This is a genomic window from Pseudomonas sp. WOUb67 (assembly GCF_050058005.1).
Classification (GTDB): Bacteria; Pseudomonadota; Gammaproteobacteria; order Pseudomonadales; family Pseudomonadaceae; genus Aquipseudomonas; species Aquipseudomonas putida_R.
Genome location: NZ_CP170112.1, coordinates 1,926,133 through 1,942,493, shown reverse-complemented (window position 1 = coordinate 1,942,493; position 16,361 = coordinate 1,926,133). Strand labels below are relative to the sequence as shown.

Below are 16,361 nucleotides of genomic sequence, written 5' to 3'. Positions count from 1 at the left end.
GGCGCTGTCTGCTGGACAGCGCCGATGGGTATCAATGGATCAGGCCGACCCGCGACAGGTTGGGCAGGTGGCTGAGCTTGGGCTCTGGCCAGCTCATCCACACCGCAAAGGCCTTGCCGACAATGTTCCGGTCCGGAACCATGCCGTGCAGTTCCTTGGGGATGTTAGGGTCATCCCAGTAACGGCTGTCGTTGGAGTTGTCGCGGTTGTCGCCCATCATGAAGTAATGGCCTGCCGGCACGGTCCACTGCTGGTCCGGCGGCATGCGATAACGGCTCATTTCCTTGCGGATCAGGTGTTCGGCCTCGCCAAGCTTTTCCTTGTACAGCTCGGCGCTGCCCAAGGTGCCCGGTTCGGTGCCCACCAGTTGTTCGGCAATCGGCTGGCCGTTGACGAACAGCCGCTTGTCGTTGGTGTAGCGGATCTGGTCGCCCGGCAGGCCGACCACTCGCTTGATGTAATTGACGTTCGGGTCGCTCGGGTAGCGGAACACCATTACATCACCGCGTTGCGGGTCACCCACCTCGATGACCTTCTTGTCGATCACCGGCAGGCGAATACCGTACGAGAACTTGTTCACCAGGATGAAGTCGCCCACTTCCAGGGTCGGTTTCATCGACCCCGAAGGGATCTGGAACGGCTCGACCAGGAATGAACGCAGCACCAGCACGATGAACAGCACCGGAAAGAACGATTTACCGTACTCGACCAGCAACGGTTCCTTGTTCAGGCGCTCGACAACGGCCATCTCGGGCTGGCTGACGCTGCCCTGATAGTTGGCGATTGCCGCCCGCCGGCGCGGGGCCAGGAACAGCAGGTCGATCAAGCCCAGCAGACCGCAGACGAAGACGGCGATGACTAGCAACAGCGGGAAATTTAGCGACATAGGACCTAGCTATCCAACCTGAGCACGGCGAGGAAGGCTTCTTGTGGAATTTCCACGTTGCCTACCTGTTTCATGCGTTTCTTACCGGCCTTCTGCTTCTCCAGCAGTTTCTTCTTACGGCTGACGTCACCACCGTAGCACTTGGCCAGTACGTTCTTTCTGAGCGCCTTGACGGTTGTCCGCGCGATGATCTGGCCGCCAATGGCTGCCTGGATCGCCACGTCGAACATCTGCCGAGGGATCAGTTCCTTCATCTTCTCGGTCAACGCACGGCCTTTGTAGGCCGCGTTGTCGCGGTGCACGATCAATGCCAGGGCATCGACCTTGTCGCCGTTGATCAGTACATCCAGTTTGACCAGGTTGGCCGACTGGTAGCGATCGAAATGGTAATCCAGCGAAGCATAGCCGCGGCTGGTGGACTTGAGACGGTCGAAGAAGTCCAGGACCACTTCGTTCATCGGCATGTCGTAACGCACCTGCACCTGGCTGCCGAGGAACTGCATGTCGCGCTGCACGCCACGCTTCTCGATGCACAGGGTGATGACGTTACCCAGGTGTTCCTGCGGCACGAGGATGGTCGCGGTGACGATCGGCTCGCGGAAGTCGGTCACAGCCGAGACATCCGGCAGTTTTGACGGGTTATCGACGATGATGGTTTCGCCGGTCTTCAGCTCGAGCTCGTAGATCACGCTCGGTGCGGTGGTGATCAGGTCCAGGTCGTATTCGCGCTCCAGGCGCTCCTGGATGATCTCCATGTGCAGCATGCCGAGGAAACCGCAACGGAAGCCGAAGCCCAGGGCGTCGGAGCTTTCCGGCATGTACTGCAGCGACGAGTCGTTCAGGGTGAGCTTCTGCAAGGCGTCGCGGAAGTCTTCGAAATCGTCGGAGCTGACCGGGAACAGGCCGGCGTAGACCTGTGGCTGGATTTTCTTGAAGCCCGCCAGCACCTCGACCTCGGGGGTCGTGTTCAAGGTCAGGGTGTCACCCACCGGCGCACCATGAATGTCCTTGATGCTGGCGATGATGAAGCCTACTTCGCCGGCTTTCAGATCAGCGGTCTGGGTGTGTTTCGGGGTGAACACACCCACGCTGTCGACCAGGTGCACCTTACCGGTGGACTTGACCAGAATCTTGTCGCCCTTCTTGACGCGACCCTGGCGCACACGCACCAGCGAGACCACGCCCAGGTAGTTGTCGAACCAGGAGTCGATGATCAGCGCCTGCAGAGGGGCGTCGATCTCGCCTTCGGGCGCAGGGATGGTGTGCACCAGGCGCTCGAGCACCTCGTCCACGCCCATGCCGCTCTTGGCGCTGCAGGCCACGGCGTCGGTAGCGTCGATGCCGATGATCTTCTCGATCTCGTCCTTGACGCGGTCCGGGTCGGCCTGGGGCAGGTCCATCTTGTTCAGCACCGGCATGACTTCCAGGCCCTGCTCGATGGCGGTGTAGCAGTTGGCCACGGACTGGGCTTCAACACCCTGGCCAGCGTCCACCACCAGCAGTGCGCCTTCACAGGCCGCCAGCGAGCGCGAGACTTCGTAGGTGAAGTCGACGTGGCCGGGGGTGTCGATGAAGTTCAGCTGGTAGGTCTTGCCGTCTTGCGCCTTGTAGTGAAGCGTGACGCTGTGGGCTTTGATGGTAATCCCGCGTTCGCGCTCCAGGTCCATCGAATCAAGCACCTGGGCTTCCATTTCGCGCGCCGACAGGCCACCGCACATCTGGATGAAACGGTCGGCCAGCGTCGACTTGCCATGGTCGATGTGGGCGATGATGGAGAAATTGCGGATATGACTCAAATCACTCACGGGTCAACACTCGAAAAGGCTGCGAGCCGGGACGCCCGCCGAAAAATAGCCGGGAATTGTACCTCAAGCAGCAGGGATATGGGAGATTCCTCTATCGGCCTGTACCGCGCTTTGGCGCCCGCAATTGTGAATTTTCATGAAAAAGGGCAGCCGCAGCTGCCCTTTCCTGCCTGCAAAACCGCTTATTCAGCGAGCTTGAAGGTGATGAAGCTGGCACGCCCCTGACGCAGCACGCGCATGGACACCGAACGGTTCTTCGGCAGTTCCTTGGCGATTTCGGTGAATTCCTTGGCCGAACCGATGGCCTGGTTGTTCAGGTGGCTGATGACGTCACCCGGACGCAGGCCGATCATCGCTGCCGGGCCATCCTGCACTTCCTTGATCACTACGCCGCCTTTGAGTTCGAGGGACTTTTTCTGCTCGGCGGTCAGGTCAGCCACCGAAACGCCCAGGCGGTTGCTGCTACGCTCGGCGCTGCCTTCGGCACCGGCACCGATGTCGGCATCGTCATCCGGCATCGCGCCGACACCCACATCCAGGGTCTGGCGCTTGCCATTGCGGATGATCTCCAGCTTGGCCTTTTCGCCATCCTTGAGGCTACCGACCAGGTGCGGCAGGTCGGCCGACATGACGATCGGTTGGCCGTTCATGCTCAGGATCACGTCACCCACCTGCAGGCCACCTTTGGCTGCCGGGCCGTCTTCCAGCACCTGGGCCACCAGCGCACCTGCCGGCTTGTCCAGGCCGAAGGATTCGGCCAGGTCCTTGTTGACCTCCTGAATCACCACGCCCAGCCAGCCGCGGCTGACCTTGCCGTCTTTCTTCAACTGGTTGGACACATCGATCGCCACATCGATCGGGATGGCGAACGACAGGCCCATGAAGCCGCCAGAGCGGGTGAAGATCTGCGAGTTGATACCCACCACTTCGCCCTTCATGTTGAACAGCGGGCCGCCCGAGTTACCCGGGTTGATGGCCACGTCGGTCTGGATGAACGGCACATAGGTATCGTTGGGCAGGGTACGGCCCTTGGCGCTGACGATACCCTTGGTCACCGAATGATCGAAGCCGAACGGCGAACCAATGGCCAGCACCCACTCACCCACCTTGAGTTTCTCGGAATCACCCAGCTTCACGATCGGCAGGTTCTTGCCCTCGACCTTGAGCAGGGCCACATCGGTGCGCGGATCGGTGCCGACCAGCTTGGCCTGCAGCTCGCTGCGGTCCGACAGGCGGACGATGATTTCGTCGGCGTCAGCAACCACGTGGTTGTTGGTCAGCACGTAACCATCGCTGGAAATGATGAACCCCGAACCCAGCGATTGCGCCTCACGCTGGCGGTCGCCACGCGGCGAGCGCGGCTGCTGCGGCATGTTGCGCTCGAAGAATTCGCGGAACATCGGCGGCAGGCCTTCCAGGTCCGGCATCTGCCCAGCGGCAACGCGACGGTCCGGCAGCTTCTGCTTGGTACTGATGTTGACCACTGCCGGCGAGGCCTGCTCTACCAGCGTGGTGAAATCGGGCAGGGCTTCCTCGGCCTGGGCGGTGAGCACCTGGCCGAGCATCAGCACGGCGGCGAACATCGATAGGTAGGATTTCAAGCGTGGTGTTGACATACGACTCCCGTCACAACGAGCGGTAGTTTAGAAAGGCCCCTGCACAAAGCAGGAAAGGCCAGGCTCCAAGAAGCCTGACCTATAGAAAATTTGCCAGTAGATTGCAAATGACAATGCTTTAATTTCATTTCAGGCGCATATCCGTTCGCCTTGGCATGGCCCGCAAAAGCGCACCATTACTGGCGCGCCTGGGCATCCTGAGCATCCTGGGGGCGCATCGACAATGCGACGCGTTCTGCCGTACCCAGCGGGATTTCGCCGACCACGGTGACGATCACCTTGCCCTTGGGCGTGTTCAGCCGTCGTGAAACAGCCGAGGTCGGGCCCAGCTGGGTGCGCACGTCGGTGCCGCCATCGCCCTTCACCGGCTCAAGAAACACCGAGAAGCGCGCCAGGCCATCGTCGTACATAAGGCTACTGACCGTACTGTCACGCTTGGGGTCACGCCGTACCGAGCTGTTGACCAGCTCGAACCCTGGCGGGAGCCAGTCCGAGCGCCAGCCGGCGACACTGTCATTGCTGGCAGGGGCGACACGCTGCACCGGCTTGCAGGAAGCACTGGGGCGCAGGTCATCGTCGCTGGGCGGCTTGGCGGTGTCGAGGCGCGTCATCTGGAAGCGCTCCAGCAACTGCCCTTTGTCGTTGAGCATCAACGAGCGAAGCGGCAGGCCGGTGTTACGGTCCAGGTGCAGTTCGAAGGCATAGCGGTGCTGGTCGCGGGGCGTGAGCGTCACGATCACGGCATCGCGCCCGGCGACCCGTGACTTGCCCGCCACGCTCAGATCGTACCAGCCCATCAGTTTCAGCGGATCAAGCACACGCTGAGCAGCCTCCGTAGGGGTAGCCACACCGCTGGCCAAGGCCCCACTGACACACTCCACCTTGCCATCCACGCGCAGGATTTCCTGGGCGGCGCCATCGAGCTGCAACAGCCGCTCGCTGACCTTGCCGTCCTCGACCCTGTGCCAGATATCGTGGGAAGAGAAGCTACCGTTGCGTTCGTAGACGAACGAGCCCTGGTAGCTGTGCTTTTGCTCGGCTTGTGCCAGCTTGTTCAGCCACTCGCTCGCCTGGGGCGAGGAGTTGGCTGCCAATGCCGGCAAGGTCATGCAGCTGCCAATCAGCAGCGACAGAAGAGGTAGCGCGCGCATGATCCTCCTTACTTAGCGGCGTTTCCCATGCTGGCGGCACGGGCATACGGCAGAGCAGTTTCAGTGCCTTGGAGCGCGGACTCCTGGGCATGCTGACGCACATAGCCCGGCAGACGCTGATCCCAGCCAGCCTGGTTTTGCAACACGCCGTTGGCCATCGGCCCGGTCGGTTGCTCACTGCTTTCACTATAGCCTGCCAAAACAGCCGGACCCTGAGTTTGTGGCATGCTCAGGCCCTGCTGTGCAGGCTGCTGCGAAGCCAGCTCGGCGCCGGTGATTTCGTCCTGGTTGTACATCCGCACGCCTGCCAGCACCGCAACGGTGACCGAGGCGGCAACCGCCAGGCGAGCGATGCTGCGCCATGGGCCCTTGTTGACCTTGGCCGGCACGGCTTCGTCAGCCAGCGCCGCAGACACCGCCGAGGCGATATCCAGGTTGGGCAGCAGCAGCTCCTTGTGCATGGCTGCACGGGCTACCTGGTAACGCGACCAGGTGGCACGGGTTTCGGAATCGTCTACGGCGCTCAGCACCCGACGCAGTTCCAGTTCGTCCGCTTCGTTATCCATCACCGCGGACAGCGATTCCTGCAAAGCTTCACGACTCATGGCGGTTCCTCTCTTGGCTGTCGCCGCTGTCTCAGGTTTCCTGCAACAACGGCTGCAGGGCTTTGTCTATGGCCTCCCGAGCGCGGAAGATTCGAGAGCGCACGGTACCCACCGGACATTGCATGACACTCGCAATGTCTTCGTAACTCAGGCCGTCAAACTCGCGCAGGGTCAATGCCGTACGCAGGTCTTCGGGCAGCTGCTGGATGGTGCGATGGACAGTGCCTTCGATTTCATCCCGCAACAACGAGCGCTCTGGGGACTCGAGATCCTTGAGGCCATGATCGCCGTCGTAGAACTCCGCATCCTCGGAGCTCACATCACTGTCTGGCGGCCGTCTTCCACGGGACACCAGGTAGTTCTTCGCCGTGTTGATGGCGATGCGGTACAGCCAGGTATAAAACGCACTGTCACCGCGGAAATTGCCAAGCGCACGGTAAGCCTTGATAAAGGCTTCCTGTGCTACATCCTGGGCCTCGTGGGTATCGTGAACGAACCGCACGATCAACCCGAGAATCTTGTGCTGATATTTCAGCACCAACAGATCGAACGCTCGCCTGTCACCGCGCTGCACGCGCTCGACAAGCTGCTGATCCTCTTCCTGGGTTAGCATGAACACTCCTCAGTGAACTCGAAGGAGCGGTGCAACACCCATCGATCAGGCTTGCAACCATAGACTCGGGCTTTACGCAAAAGTTCTCCCCTCCAAGCAAGTTTCCTGCAGCCCTCGGTCGGCTGGCACGGAAGACGCGGCGCGGGCACGGCCGGCTACGTCGATAATCAGGTTTCGAATACGCAGGGACGGCCCGAACAGGCTCGCCGCCCTGCGTCGCCGCGGCAAATTGTGACGTGCGGGCAACCTTCATAGGATTTCCGGCCATGTCGGAAAGTTCCCACAAAGGTTGGCGCGCGCCTCGGTAAGTGGCCAAGTGGCATGGAAATTGGCCACCCCGGGCTGCTATAAAGGCAACCTGGCCAAGTTTAACGATAGTTTCACAATGCCATCTGCGCGTGACTATTGTGCCGCGCCCCCTCTAAAGATTACTAGTGTCCCGACATGAGCCAACAATTCCAACATGATGTCCTGGTGATCGGCAGCGGTGCCGCCGGTCTCAGCCTGGCACTGAACCTTCCCAGCCACCTGCGCGTTGCCGTGCTCAGCAAGGGCGACCTGGCCAACGGCTCGACCTTCTGGGCCCAGGGCGGGGTCGCGGCAGTGCTGGACAACACCGATACCGTGCAGTCGCATGTCGAGGACACCCTCAATGCCGGCGGCGGCCTGTGCCATGAAGACGCGGTGCGTTTCACCGTCGAACACAGCCGTGAAGCCATCCAGTGGCTGATCGAGCAAGGTGTGCCCTTTACCCGCGACGAGCACTCCAGCGTTGACGACGGCGGCTTCGAATTCCACCTCACCCGTGAGGGCGGCCATAGCCACCGACGCATCATCCACGCCGCCGATGCCACCGGTGCAGCCATCTTCACCACGCTGCTGGAACAGGCGCGCCGGCGCCCGAACATCCAGCTGCTGGAGCAGCGTGTGGCGGTCGACCTGATCACCGAACGCCGCCTGGGCCTGCCGGGCGAACGTTGCCTGGGCGCCTACGTGCTCGACCGCAACACCGGTGAGGTGGACACCTTCGGCGCGCGCTTCACCGTGCTGGCCACCGGCGGTGCAGCCAAGGTCTACCTCTACACCAGCAACCCCGATGGCGCCTGCGGTGACGGCATCGCCATGGCCTGGCGGGCGGGCTGCCGGGTGGCGAACCTGGAATTCAACCAGTTCCATCCGACCTGCCTGTACCACCCGCAGGCCAAGAGCTTCCTGGTCACCGAAGCCTTGCGCGGTGAAGGTGCACTGCTGCGCCTGCCCAACGGCGAGCGTTTCATGCCACGCTTCGACCCGCGCGAAGAGCTGGCCCCACGCGACATCGTGGCCCGCGCCATCGACCACGAAATGAAGCGCCTGGGCGTGGACTGCGTGTACCTGGACATCACCCACAAGCCGGCCGATTTCATCATGGCCCACTTCCCCACCGTATACGAGCGCTGCCTGGCCTTTGGCATCGATATCACCCGCCAGCCGATCCCGGTCGTACCGGCGGCGCACTACACCTGCGGCGGGGTGATGGTCGACGATCGCGGCCACACCGATGTGCCAGGCTTGTACGCCATCGGCGAAACCAGTTTCACCGGCCTGCACGGTGCCAACCGCATGGCCAGCAACTCGCTGCTGGAATGCTTTGTCTATGGCCGTGCCGCCGCTGCCGACATCGAGGCGCACCTGGCACAAGTGGCCATGCCCAAGGCGCTGCCCGGCTGGGACGCCAGCCAGGTTACCGACTCGGACGAGGACGTGATCATCGCGCACAACTGGGACGAGCTGCGGCGCTTCATGTGGGACTACGTGGGTATCGTGCGTACCAGCAAGCGCCTGCAGCGGGCCCAGCACCGCATTCGCCTGCTGCTGGACGAAATCGACGAGTTCTACAGCAACTACAAGGTCAGCCGCGACCTGATCGAACTGCGCAACCTGGCGCAGGTGGCCGAACTGATGATCCTGTCGGCCATGCAGCGCAAGGAAAGCCGTGGGCTGCACTACACCCTGGATTACCCGGGCATGCTCGACGAGGCCAAGGACACCATCCTTAGTCCGATCTGAAATTTGCAGCGCCTGTGAGAGCGAGCGCCGCCCGCGCGGCGCATCGCGAGCTGCGCTCGCTCCTACGTCTGTTTCGGGCCAATTATTTCTGTGAGATTTGCGCGCGAACGCCTTGGAGCATGGCTCGATATCGCGTCGTTCAAACAAGGAGGTCGCGCGCGCCTGGCACAGGACTTACTGGCCCGAAACAAACGTAGGAGCGAGCGCAGCTCGCGATGCGCCGCGCGGGCGGCGCTCGATCTCACAGGCGCTGAAGCCGCCACGACGAACACCTGTCAGCCCCGACTCGCCCCCACCTCAGCCCACCTGCGCCTGCTGAACTTCAAACGCACCCGCAAGCGCCGATGCTCATCCGCCCCCAGCGCATCCTGCGGTATGCACTGACCCTGCCCCAGCCATCGCCCTGCCCGCTCAAAGCGCAACACCACCAGCCGCGGCAACGCCACGCTGTCGCGGCACAACCGCACCGGTTGCCAGCCACGGGCACGGCTGAACACCTGCCAGCCGCGCACATCACGGCGCAGGCCAACAACGGCATGCTCATGGGTCAACAGGATTCGTCGGGGAATGGCCCAGCCAGCGTGGGCGATACAGGCGGCGACAATGGCAAGGGCCAGCCAATCAGGCAACGGGCTCGCCCACACGGCAAGCCACGCCAGCACCTGGCAAGCCAGGTAGGCCGCTAGCAGCAGGCGCGAGCCTTGCCAGCGGCACTCGAAACACTCACTTGGGCTGGACACGGTCCAGGATGATGCGGACCATGCGTTGCAGCTCCGGGTCTTCGGACTCGGTGCGCTCCATGAACCAGCCGAACATGTCCTGGTCCTCGCAGCTCAACAGACGCACGTACAGTTCGCGGTCGGTCTCGTTGAGGGTGGAGTAGACTTCCTGGGTGAAAGGCACCAGCAGTACGTCCAGTTCCAGCATGCCGCGGCGGCTGTGCCAGAAAAGCCGGTTGAGTTCAGTTTGTTCGACCATGGGGCCCTCCTCGAATGGCCCGCCAGTATACAGCCAGGCGAGCGCAGCGACACCGGGCGTTGGTCTAGTCACCTACCTATTTTGTTACCGGCGTTCTATGATGGCCGCCAGTCTTTAGCCACCGCGATGACCCATGGCCGATTCCGCTTTCTTCTGCCCCCTGTCCCACGAGGGCATCCTCGCCGTCCGCGGCTCCGATGCAGGCAAGTTCCTGCAAGGCCAGCTGACCTGCAACATCAACTACCTCAGCCAGGAACACGCCAGCCTGGGCGCCCGCTGCATGGTCAAGGGGCGCATGCAATCAAGCTTCCGCATCGTGCCCGAAGGCAACGGCTACCTGCTGGCCATGGCCAGCGAACTGCTTGAGGCGCAACTGGCCGACCTGAAGAAATACGCTGTGTTCTCCAAGGCCACGCTGACCGATGAAAGCGCCGCCTGGGCACGCTTCGGGCTGCAAGGCGGTGACGCTGCGCTGCAGACACTGGGGCTCGACGTGCCCGAAGGCGCCGGCAGCACCGTGCGCCATGAAGGCCTGATCGCCATTGCCGTGTCCGAGGGGCGTGTGGAGCTGTGGGTACCGGCGGAAAACGCCGACACGGTACGCCAGGCCCTCGCTGGCGCCCTGCCTGAAGGCAGCCTCAACGACTGGCTGCTTGGCCAGGTGCGTGCCGGTATCGGCCAGGTCATGGGGCCGACCCGTGAGCTGTTCATCCCGCAGATGATCAACCTGCAGGCCGTCGACGGCGTCAGCTTCAAGAAAGGTTGCTACACCGGCCAGGAAATCGTTGCCCGCATGCAGTACCTAGGCAAGCTCAAACGCCGCCAGTACCGCCTGGCGCTGGACCAGCAGGCCATTCCGGCCCCGGGTGCCGAGATCTTCTCGCCCACCCATGGTTCGTCGGTCGGCGAAGTGGTCATTGCTGCCGGCAACGGCACCGGCTGCGAACTGCTGGCGGTGCTCAGCGCCGACGCGGTGGCAGACGACAACCTGCACCTGGGCAGCCTCGAAGGCCCGCGCCTGCAGGTACTGACCCTGCCCTACGAACTGGACCGCGACCGGGAAATCCAGCGCTGACCAGCCTGCCCCGCCTTCGTGGCGGGGCCGCACCACCATTGCGGTAGACACGACCATGAACAAGCTGGCCGAGATGGTTCAAGCACAGTTGCTCGATGCCATCGAAAAGGATGACCTGGTCCTGCCGACCCTGCCCGAGGTTGCCTTGAGCATCCGCGAGGCGGCGGAAGACAGCGAGATCAGCGTAGCGGCCCTGAGCAAGGTGATCGGGCGCGACGCGGCCCTTTCTGCGCGCCTGATCAAGGTGGTCAACAGCCCGCTGCTGCGCGCAGCGGTCGAGGTCACCGACTTGCATACCGCCATCACGCGACTGGGCATCAACTACAGCTGCAACCTGGCCATTGGCCTGGTGATCGAGCAAATTTTCCATGCACGCTCGTCGGCGGTTGAGCAGAAACTGCGCGATATCTGGGCCAATAGCCTGGAAGTGGCAGGCATCAGCTACGAAATCTGCCGTCGCTTCACACATCTCAAACCAGACCAGGCCACCCTGGGCGGGCTGGTCAACCAGATTGGCGCGCTGCCGGTACTCATCTATGCCGAAGAGCACAACGAACTGTTGTCCGACCCGGTTTGCCTGCATTACGTGATCGAGCAGATCCAGCCAGTGCTGGGGGACAAGATCCTCAAGGCCTGGGAGTTTCCGGAACAGTTGGTCAATCTGCCGAGCCAGGTTCAGGACCTGGACCGGCAGACCGACAAGGTCGACTACATCGACATCGTGCAGATCGCCCGCTGCATCAGCCAGCGCGGTCGCCACCGGCCGCTGGCGGCACTGCCGGCGTACCGCCATCTGGGGTTGCCGTTTGGTACCGAGCTGGAAGTGGATGAACTGCTCGAGGCGCGGAGCATGTTGCGCTGACTTGCCTCAGCCTGTGCCGGCCCTTTCGCAGCACAAGGCTGCTCCTACAGGCCTGAGCAATACCTGTGGGAGCGGGTTTACCCGCGAAGAGGCCGGAACAGGCAACACATCAATCTGCGATAAAACTTACCCGCACCCGCAAGCCGCCCTTCTCGCCATCATGCAGGCTCACCTGCGCCAGATGCGCGCGGCAAATCTCGCCAACAATCGCCAGCCCTAAACCGCTACCCTGCGCACTGCGCCGGTAGAACCGCTCGAACACCCGCTCGCGCTCGGCCTCGGGAATACCCGGCCCGTCGTCTTCCACCTCCAGCACCGCTGGCGCCACCACCCGCAAAATCACGTTGCCGCCAGCTGGCGTATGCGCCAGGGCATTGTCCACCAGGTTGCTCAACAGCTCGTTGAGCAGCGTCGGCTCACCCTTGAGCCATACAGGGGCCTCGGCCTCCAGGGCCAGCGCCACCCCACGCTTGTGCGCCAGGGGCGCCATGGCCATGCCCAGCTCGCGGGCCAGCTGGCTCAGGTCCAGGCGCTGCGCGCCGCCTTCGGCGATCGCCCGGGCACCGTTCTCTACCCGCGCCAACGACAGCAGCTGGTTGGCCAGGTGGGTCAGCCTGTCAGTGCCCTGGGCCGCAGACTCCAAGGTCTGCCGCCACTCCTGCGGTTCGGTCGAGCGCAGGCCCAGCTCCACCCGTGCCTTCAGGGCAGCCAGCGGCGTACGCAATTCATGGGCGGCATCGGCGATAAACTGCGCCTGGCGCTCGAACTGGCCGCGCAAACGCTCGGTAAAGTGGTTCAAAGCCCGCACCAGCGGGCTTAGCTCGCGCTGCACCTGTACCACCGGCAACGCCCGCAGATCATCCGGTTGGCGCTCCTCCACCGCCGTGCGCAGGCGCTCCAGCGGCCGCAACGCCGCGCTCACGGCAAACCACACCATCACCAGCGCGCCCAGCGCCAGCATGCCAAGGCGCAGCAGGGTGTCGGCCATCAACCCACGGGCCATGCGCACCCGCGCCTCCTCGGTCTCGGCCACGCGAATTTCCGCCATACCGTTCATGTTCGGCTCGCTCACTGCCTTCAGCAGGCTGACCACGCGCACGTCCTGGCCCAGGTAGGTGGCGTTGTAGAACCGCGCCAAGGCCGGGTAGTCATCGGTACGTGGCGTGCCGGGTGGCGGCGGTGGCAGGTTCTCGTAGCCGGAAATCAGCCGCTGCTTGATGTCCAGCACCTGGTAGTAGATACGCCCGGCGCTGTCGTAGGCGAAGGTGTCCAGCGCCACGTAGGGCACATCCGCGCTCAGCGAACCGTCACGCTGCGAAAGCCCGGCGGCGATGGTCCTTGCCGAGGCCAGGAGGGTGCGGTCGTAGGCCGTGTCGGCGGCTTCGCGGCCGTTCCAGTAGGCACTCAGGCCGCTGGCCAGCATCAGCACCACCAGCAGCAAGGCCAGGTTGCCCAGCAGGCGCCCGCGCAGGCTGCCGTTGTCACGCATCGCGGTGCTCTAGCAAGTAGCCCAGGCCGCGGAAGGTGACGATGGCCACCGGGTGGCCGTCGAGCTTCTTGCGCAGGCGGTGGATGTAGATTTCGATGGCGTCGGGGCTGGCTTCTTCGTCCAGGCCGAACACCTGGGCAGCCAGTTGCTCCTTGCTCATCACCCTGCCCGGGCGGGCGATCAGCGCTTCCAGCACGCTTTGCTCGCGCGAGGTCAGGGTCAGGTTGTCGTCGCCCAGGGCAAAGCGGCGGGTATCCAGGTCGTAGACCAGCGGCCCGCAGCGCTGCTGGCGCTCGCCACCGAGCACACTGCGGCGCAGCAAGGCTTTGACCCGTGCTTCCAGCTCGGTCAGCTCGAACGGTTTGGCCAGGTAGTCGTCGGCGCCCAGGTTCAGGCCATGGACCCGGTCCTTGACGTCGCTGCGCGCAGTCAGCATCAGCACCGGCACGGTCTTGCCACGGCCGCGCAGGCGCGCCAGTACCTCGAAGCCGTCCATGCGCGGCAAGCCGACATCCAGCACGACCACGGCGTACTCCTCGCTGGCCAGGGCCAGGTCGGCAGCCACGCCGTCATGCAGCACATCCACGGTCAGGCCGTGGCTTTTCAAGGCCTGGGCCACGCTTTCGGCCAGTTGCAGGTGGTCTTCGACCAGCAGCACACGCATCGGTTTCTCCCTGCTCGGGTGGGGCGGTGGCGCGGAGTGTACCGCTGTCCTCAGGCCTGTGAAGCCCCTTGTAACAAACCTTTCTCGTTGAAAGGTTAGCGAAAGGTTCGTTGCCTAGCATCGCACCACGGTCGCTCTTCGCGCCGAAAAAAGCACCAGCAAGGTGCAACGAATAAGAACAATAAACGGAGTCATCGACGATGCTGTCATCGCAGCCGCAGGCGTTCGCGCCTACCCGTTCCTTTGCCGCACGCCCCTCTGCCATCGCCAGCGCCCTCGCGCTTGCCGGTGTCGCCCCGATGAGCCAGGCCGCCTTCTTCGAAGACAGCACGGCCACCTTCGAAACCCGCAACATGTACTTCAACCGCGACTTCCGCGATGGCACCAGCGCGCAACAATCCAAGCGCGACGAGTGGGCCCAGGGCTTCATCCTCAACTTCGAGTCCGGCTACACCGATGGCACCGTAGGCTTCGGCCTGGACGCATTGGGCATGCTCGGCATCAAGCTCGACTCCAGCCCCGACCGCACCGATACCGGCCTGCTGCCGACCCACGATGACGGCAAGGCCGCCGACGAATACTCCAAGCTGGGCCTCACCGGCAAGGTGAAGATTTCCCAGACCGAACTCAAGATCGGCACCCTCATCCCCGAACTGCCAACGCTGCAACCCAACGACGGGCGCATCCTGCCGCAAACCTTCGAAGGCGGCCTGCTCACCTCGAAGGAGATCAAGGGCCTGACCTTCACCGGCGGCCGCCTGGACAAGGCCAAGGACCGCAACGACACCAACTGGGAAGACCTGGCGCTGAACAACAAGAACGGCCGCTTTGGTGGCACGTTCAGCGCAGACAACCTGGCCCTGGGCGGGCTGGACTACCAGTTCACCGACCGCATCACCGGCAGCTACCACTTCGCCCAGCTCGACGACATCTACCGCCAGCACTTCATCGGCATGCTCGCCACCCAACCCTGGGGCCCGGGCACCTTGGGCGCCGACCTGCGCCTGGCGGTGAGTGACGATGCTGGCGCCGCCAAAGCCGGCAACATCGACAACACCACCGTCAACGGCATGCTCAGCTACGCCCTGGGCGGGCACAAGGTCAGCGCCGCCTGGCAGCAGTTGTCTGGTGACAGCGCCTTCCCGTATGTCGATGGCGCCGACCCGTACCTGGTCAACTTCGTCCAAATCAACGACTTCGCCGGCGCCGACGAGCGCTCCTGGCAGGCGCGTTACGACTACAACTTTGCCGCGCTCGGGGTACCCGGCCTGACCTTCATGACCCGCTACATCAGCGGCGACAACGTCAGCCGTGCCGCCGGTGGCGAAGGCAAAGAGTGGGAACGCAACACCGAACTGAAGTACGTGGTACAAAGCGGCCCGTTGAAGAACGTCGCCGTGCGCCTGCGCAACGCCACCTTCCGCTCCAACTTCGCCCGCGACGCGGACGAAGTGAGGCTGTTGGTGAGCTACAGCGTAGCGCTGTGGTAACCCCATAGCGGTAATCCAAAAACAACAACGCTCACGGAGATAGACGATGACCTTTTCACTGCGCCGCCTCGTCCTCGCTACCGGCTGCCTGCTGTTGGCCGGCAACGCCCTTGCCGCCGAACCGAAACGCCCTGAATGCATCGCCCCCGCCTCACCCGGCGGTGGCTTCGACCTGACCTGCAAGCTGGTGCAAAGCGCCCTGGTGCAGGAAAAGATCCTCAGCAAGCCCATGCGCGTCACCTACATGCCCGGCGGTGTCGGAGCGGTGGCCTACAACGCCGTGGTCGCTCAGCGCCCGGCCGATGCCGGCACCCTGGTGGCCTGGTCCAGCGGCTCGCTGCTGAACCTGGCCCAAGGCAAGTTCGGCCGCTTCGACGAAAACGCCGTGAAGTGGCTGGCGGCTGTCGGCACCAGCTACGGCGCCATCGCGGTGAAAAGCGACTCGCCCTACAAGACCCTCGACGACCTGGTCGCGGCGTTGAAGAAAGACCCGAGCAAGGTGGTGATCGGCTCCGGTGGCACCGTCGGCAGCCAGGACTGGATGCAAACCGCATTGATCGCCAAGGCCGCCGGCATCAACCCGCGTGACCTGCGCTATGTGGCCCTTGAAGGCGGTGGCGAAATTGCCACGGCGCTGCTGGGCGGCCATATCCAGGTCGGCTCTACCGACATCTCCGACTCCATGCCGCATATCCAGAGCGGCAACATGCGCATCCTTGCGGTGTTCTCGGAAAACCGCCTGGACGAGCCCGAGATGAAGGACATCCCCACCGCCAAGGAGCAGGGCTACGACATCGTCTGGCCGGTAGTGCGCGGCTTCTACCTGGGGCCAAAGGTGAGCGAGGAGGACTACGCGTGGTGGAAGGCTTCGTTCGACAAGATGCTGGCTTCGCAAGACTTCGCCCAGCTGCGTGACCAGCGCGAGCTGTTCCCGTTTGCCATGACCGGCGAAGAGCTGGACGGCTATGTGAAGAAGCAAGTGGCCGACTACAAGGCACTGGCCAAGGAATTTGGCCTGATTCAGTAATTCAGGCTGTCACTCATTCCCTGTGGGAGCGGGTTCACCCGCGAAGCAGAC

General features: G+C 63.2%; 15 protein-coding genes. 5 read left to right on the top strand and 10 right to left on the bottom strand.

The features are described 5' to 3' along the window. Positions 1 to 31: 31 nt before the first annotated feature. The 6 genes from lepB to rpoE form a co-directional block, all read right to left on the bottom strand. Positions 32 to 886 carry a signal peptidase I gene (gene lepB, locus ABOC32_RS08745; protein WP_049276347.1) on the bottom strand — a complete coding sequence of 285 codons (855 nt, stop codon included), beginning with the start codon at positions 884 to 886 and terminating at the stop codon, positions 32 to 34. A 5-nt stretch (positions 887 to 891) separates the two neighbouring features. Continuing rightward, complete coding sequence (gene lepA, locus ABOC32_RS08740) at positions 892 to 2,691, bottom strand: translation elongation factor 4 (protein WP_426810757.1); 1,800 nt, start codon at positions 2,689 to 2,691, stop codon at positions 892 to 894. Positions 2,692 to 2,873: 182 nt separating this feature from the next. Continuing rightward, entirely contained in the window at positions 2,874 to 4,274 is a 1,401-nt protein-coding gene (locus ABOC32_RS08735) for a DegQ family serine endoprotease (RefSeq protein WP_426811581.1), read from the bottom strand. A gap of 209 nt (positions 4,275 to 4,483) precedes the next feature. Then, a complete protein-coding gene (locus tag ABOC32_RS08730) occupies positions 4,484 to 5,458 on the bottom strand; it encodes a MucB/RseB C-terminal domain-containing protein (protein WP_426810756.1) in 975 nt (324 codons plus the stop codon). An 8-nt stretch (positions 5,459 to 5,466) separates the two neighbouring features. Continuing rightward, complete coding sequence (locus ABOC32_RS08725; protein WP_426810755.1) at positions 5,467 to 6,063, bottom strand: RseA family anti-sigma factor; 597 nt, start codon at positions 6,061 to 6,063, stop codon at positions 5,467 to 5,469. 31 nt (positions 6,064 to 6,094) lie between these two features. Continuing rightward, complete coding sequence (rpoE, locus tag ABOC32_RS08720; RefSeq protein WP_003252049.1) at positions 6,095 to 6,676, bottom strand: RNA polymerase sigma factor RpoE; 582 nt, start codon at positions 6,674 to 6,676, stop codon at positions 6,095 to 6,097. Positions 6,677 to 7,120: 444 nt separating this feature from the next. Here rpoE and nadB point away from each other — a divergent pair, with 444 nt between their 5' ends. Continuing rightward, a complete protein-coding gene (gene nadB, locus ABOC32_RS08715; RefSeq protein ID WP_426810754.1) occupies positions 7,121 to 8,725 on the top strand; it encodes an L-aspartate oxidase in 1,605 nt (534 codons plus the stop codon). A gap of 275 nt (positions 8,726 to 9,000) precedes the next feature. Here nadB and ABOC32_RS08710 read toward each other — a convergent pair whose 3' ends face one another. Then, positions 9,001 to 9,465 (bottom strand): protein YgfX, encoded by a 465-nt coding sequence (locus ABOC32_RS08710; protein ID WP_426810753.1) that lies wholly within the window; start codon positions 9,463 to 9,465, stop codon positions 9,001 to 9,003. Next, entirely contained in the window at positions 9,449 to 9,703 is a 255-nt protein-coding gene (locus tag ABOC32_RS08705) for a succinate dehydrogenase assembly factor 2 (protein WP_016498168.1), read from the bottom strand. Before ABOC32_RS08705 ends, ABOC32_RS08710 begins: the two co-directional genes overlap by 17 nt. Before the next feature lie 133 nt (positions 9,704 to 9,836). Here ABOC32_RS08705 and ABOC32_RS08700 point away from each other — a divergent pair, with 133 nt between their 5' ends. Together ABOC32_RS08700 and ABOC32_RS08695 are read left to right on the top strand one after the other, a co-directional pair. Further along, positions 9,837 to 10,778 carry a YgfZ/GcvT domain-containing protein gene (locus ABOC32_RS08700; protein WP_426810752.1) on the top strand — a complete coding sequence of 314 codons (942 nt, stop codon included), beginning with the start codon at positions 9,837 to 9,839 and terminating at the stop codon, positions 10,776 to 10,778. A gap of 55 nt (positions 10,779 to 10,833) precedes the next feature. Next, positions 10,834 to 11,640 (top strand): HDOD domain-containing protein, encoded by an 807-nt coding sequence (locus tag ABOC32_RS08695; protein WP_264360590.1) that lies wholly within the window; start codon positions 10,834 to 10,836, stop codon positions 11,638 to 11,640. Between the two features lie 109 nt (positions 11,641 to 11,749). On the opposite strand, the gene ABOC32_RS08690 is transcribed toward ABOC32_RS08695, so the two are convergent. Continuing rightward, a complete protein-coding gene (locus tag ABOC32_RS08690; RefSeq protein ID WP_426810751.1) occupies positions 11,750 to 13,129 on the bottom strand; it encodes a sensor histidine kinase in 1,380 nt (459 codons plus the stop codon). After that, positions 13,122 to 13,793, bottom strand: coding sequence for a response regulator (locus ABOC32_RS08685; RefSeq protein WP_016498165.1), 672 nt, complete (start codon positions 13,791 to 13,793; stop codon positions 13,122 to 13,124). The genes ABOC32_RS08690 and ABOC32_RS08685 overlap by 8 nt, the downstream gene beginning before the upstream one ends. Positions 13,794 to 13,993: 200 nt before the next feature. Between ABOC32_RS08685 and ABOC32_RS08680 the strand changes: the two genes are divergently transcribed. Further along, entirely contained in the window at positions 13,994 to 15,283 is a 1,290-nt protein-coding gene (locus tag ABOC32_RS08680; RefSeq protein WP_426810750.1) for an OprD family porin, read from the top strand. Positions 15,284 to 15,329: 46 nt separating this feature from the next. Then, positions 15,330 to 16,310 carry a Bug family tripartite tricarboxylate transporter substrate binding protein gene (locus ABOC32_RS08675; protein WP_426810749.1) on the top strand — a complete coding sequence of 327 codons (981 nt, stop codon included), beginning with the start codon at positions 15,330 to 15,332 and terminating at the stop codon, positions 16,308 to 16,310. Positions 16,311 to 16,361 lie beyond the last annotated feature (51 nt).

Bases quoted from the DNA above. Each gene is read 5' to 3' on its own strand.
- lepB (WP_049276347.1), bottom strand. From the start codon at position 886: ATGTCGCTAAATTTCCCGCTGTTGCTAGTCATCGCCGTCTTCGTCTGC.
- ABOC32_RS08735 (WP_426811581.1), bottom strand. From the start codon at position 4,274: ATGTTCGCCGCCGTGCTGATGCTCGGCCAGGTGCTCACCGCCCAGGCC.
- ABOC32_RS08730 (WP_426810756.1), bottom strand. From the start codon at position 5,458: ATGCGCGCGCTACCTCTTCTGTCGCTGCTGATTGGCAGCTGCATGACC.
- ABOC32_RS08725 (WP_426810755.1), bottom strand. From the start codon at position 6,063: ATGAGTCGTGAAGCTTTGCAGGAATCGCTGTCCGCGGTGATGGATAAC.
- rpoE (WP_003252049.1), bottom strand. From the start codon at position 6,676: ATGCTAACCCAGGAAGAGGATCAGCAGCTTGTCGAGCGCGTGCAGCGC.
- nadB (WP_426810754.1), top strand. From the start codon at position 7,121: ATGAGCCAACAATTCCAACATGATGTCCTGGTGATCGGCAGCGGTGCC.
- ABOC32_RS08705 (WP_016498168.1), bottom strand. From the start codon at position 9,703: ATGGTCGAACAAACTGAACTCAACCGGCTTTTCTGGCACAGCCGCCGC.
- ABOC32_RS08700 (WP_426810752.1), top strand. From the start codon at position 9,837: ATGGCCGATTCCGCTTTCTTCTGCCCCCTGTCCCACGAGGGCATCCTC.
- ABOC32_RS08695 (WP_264360590.1), top strand. From the start codon at position 10,834: ATGAACAAGCTGGCCGAGATGGTTCAAGCACAGTTGCTCGATGCCATC.
- ABOC32_RS08690 (WP_426810751.1), bottom strand. From the start codon at position 13,129: ATGCGTGACAACGGCAGCCTGCGCGGGCGCCTGCTGGGCAACCTGGCC.
- ABOC32_RS08685 (WP_016498165.1), bottom strand. From the start codon at position 13,793: ATGCGTGTGCTGCTGGTCGAAGACCACCTGCAACTGGCCGAAAGCGTG.
- ABOC32_RS08680 (WP_426810750.1), top strand. From the start codon at position 13,994: ATGCTGTCATCGCAGCCGCAGGCGTTCGCGCCTACCCGTTCCTTTGCC.
- ABOC32_RS08675 (WP_426810749.1), top strand. From the start codon at position 15,330: ATGACCTTTTCACTGCGCCGCCTCGTCCTCGCTACCGGCTGCCTGCTG.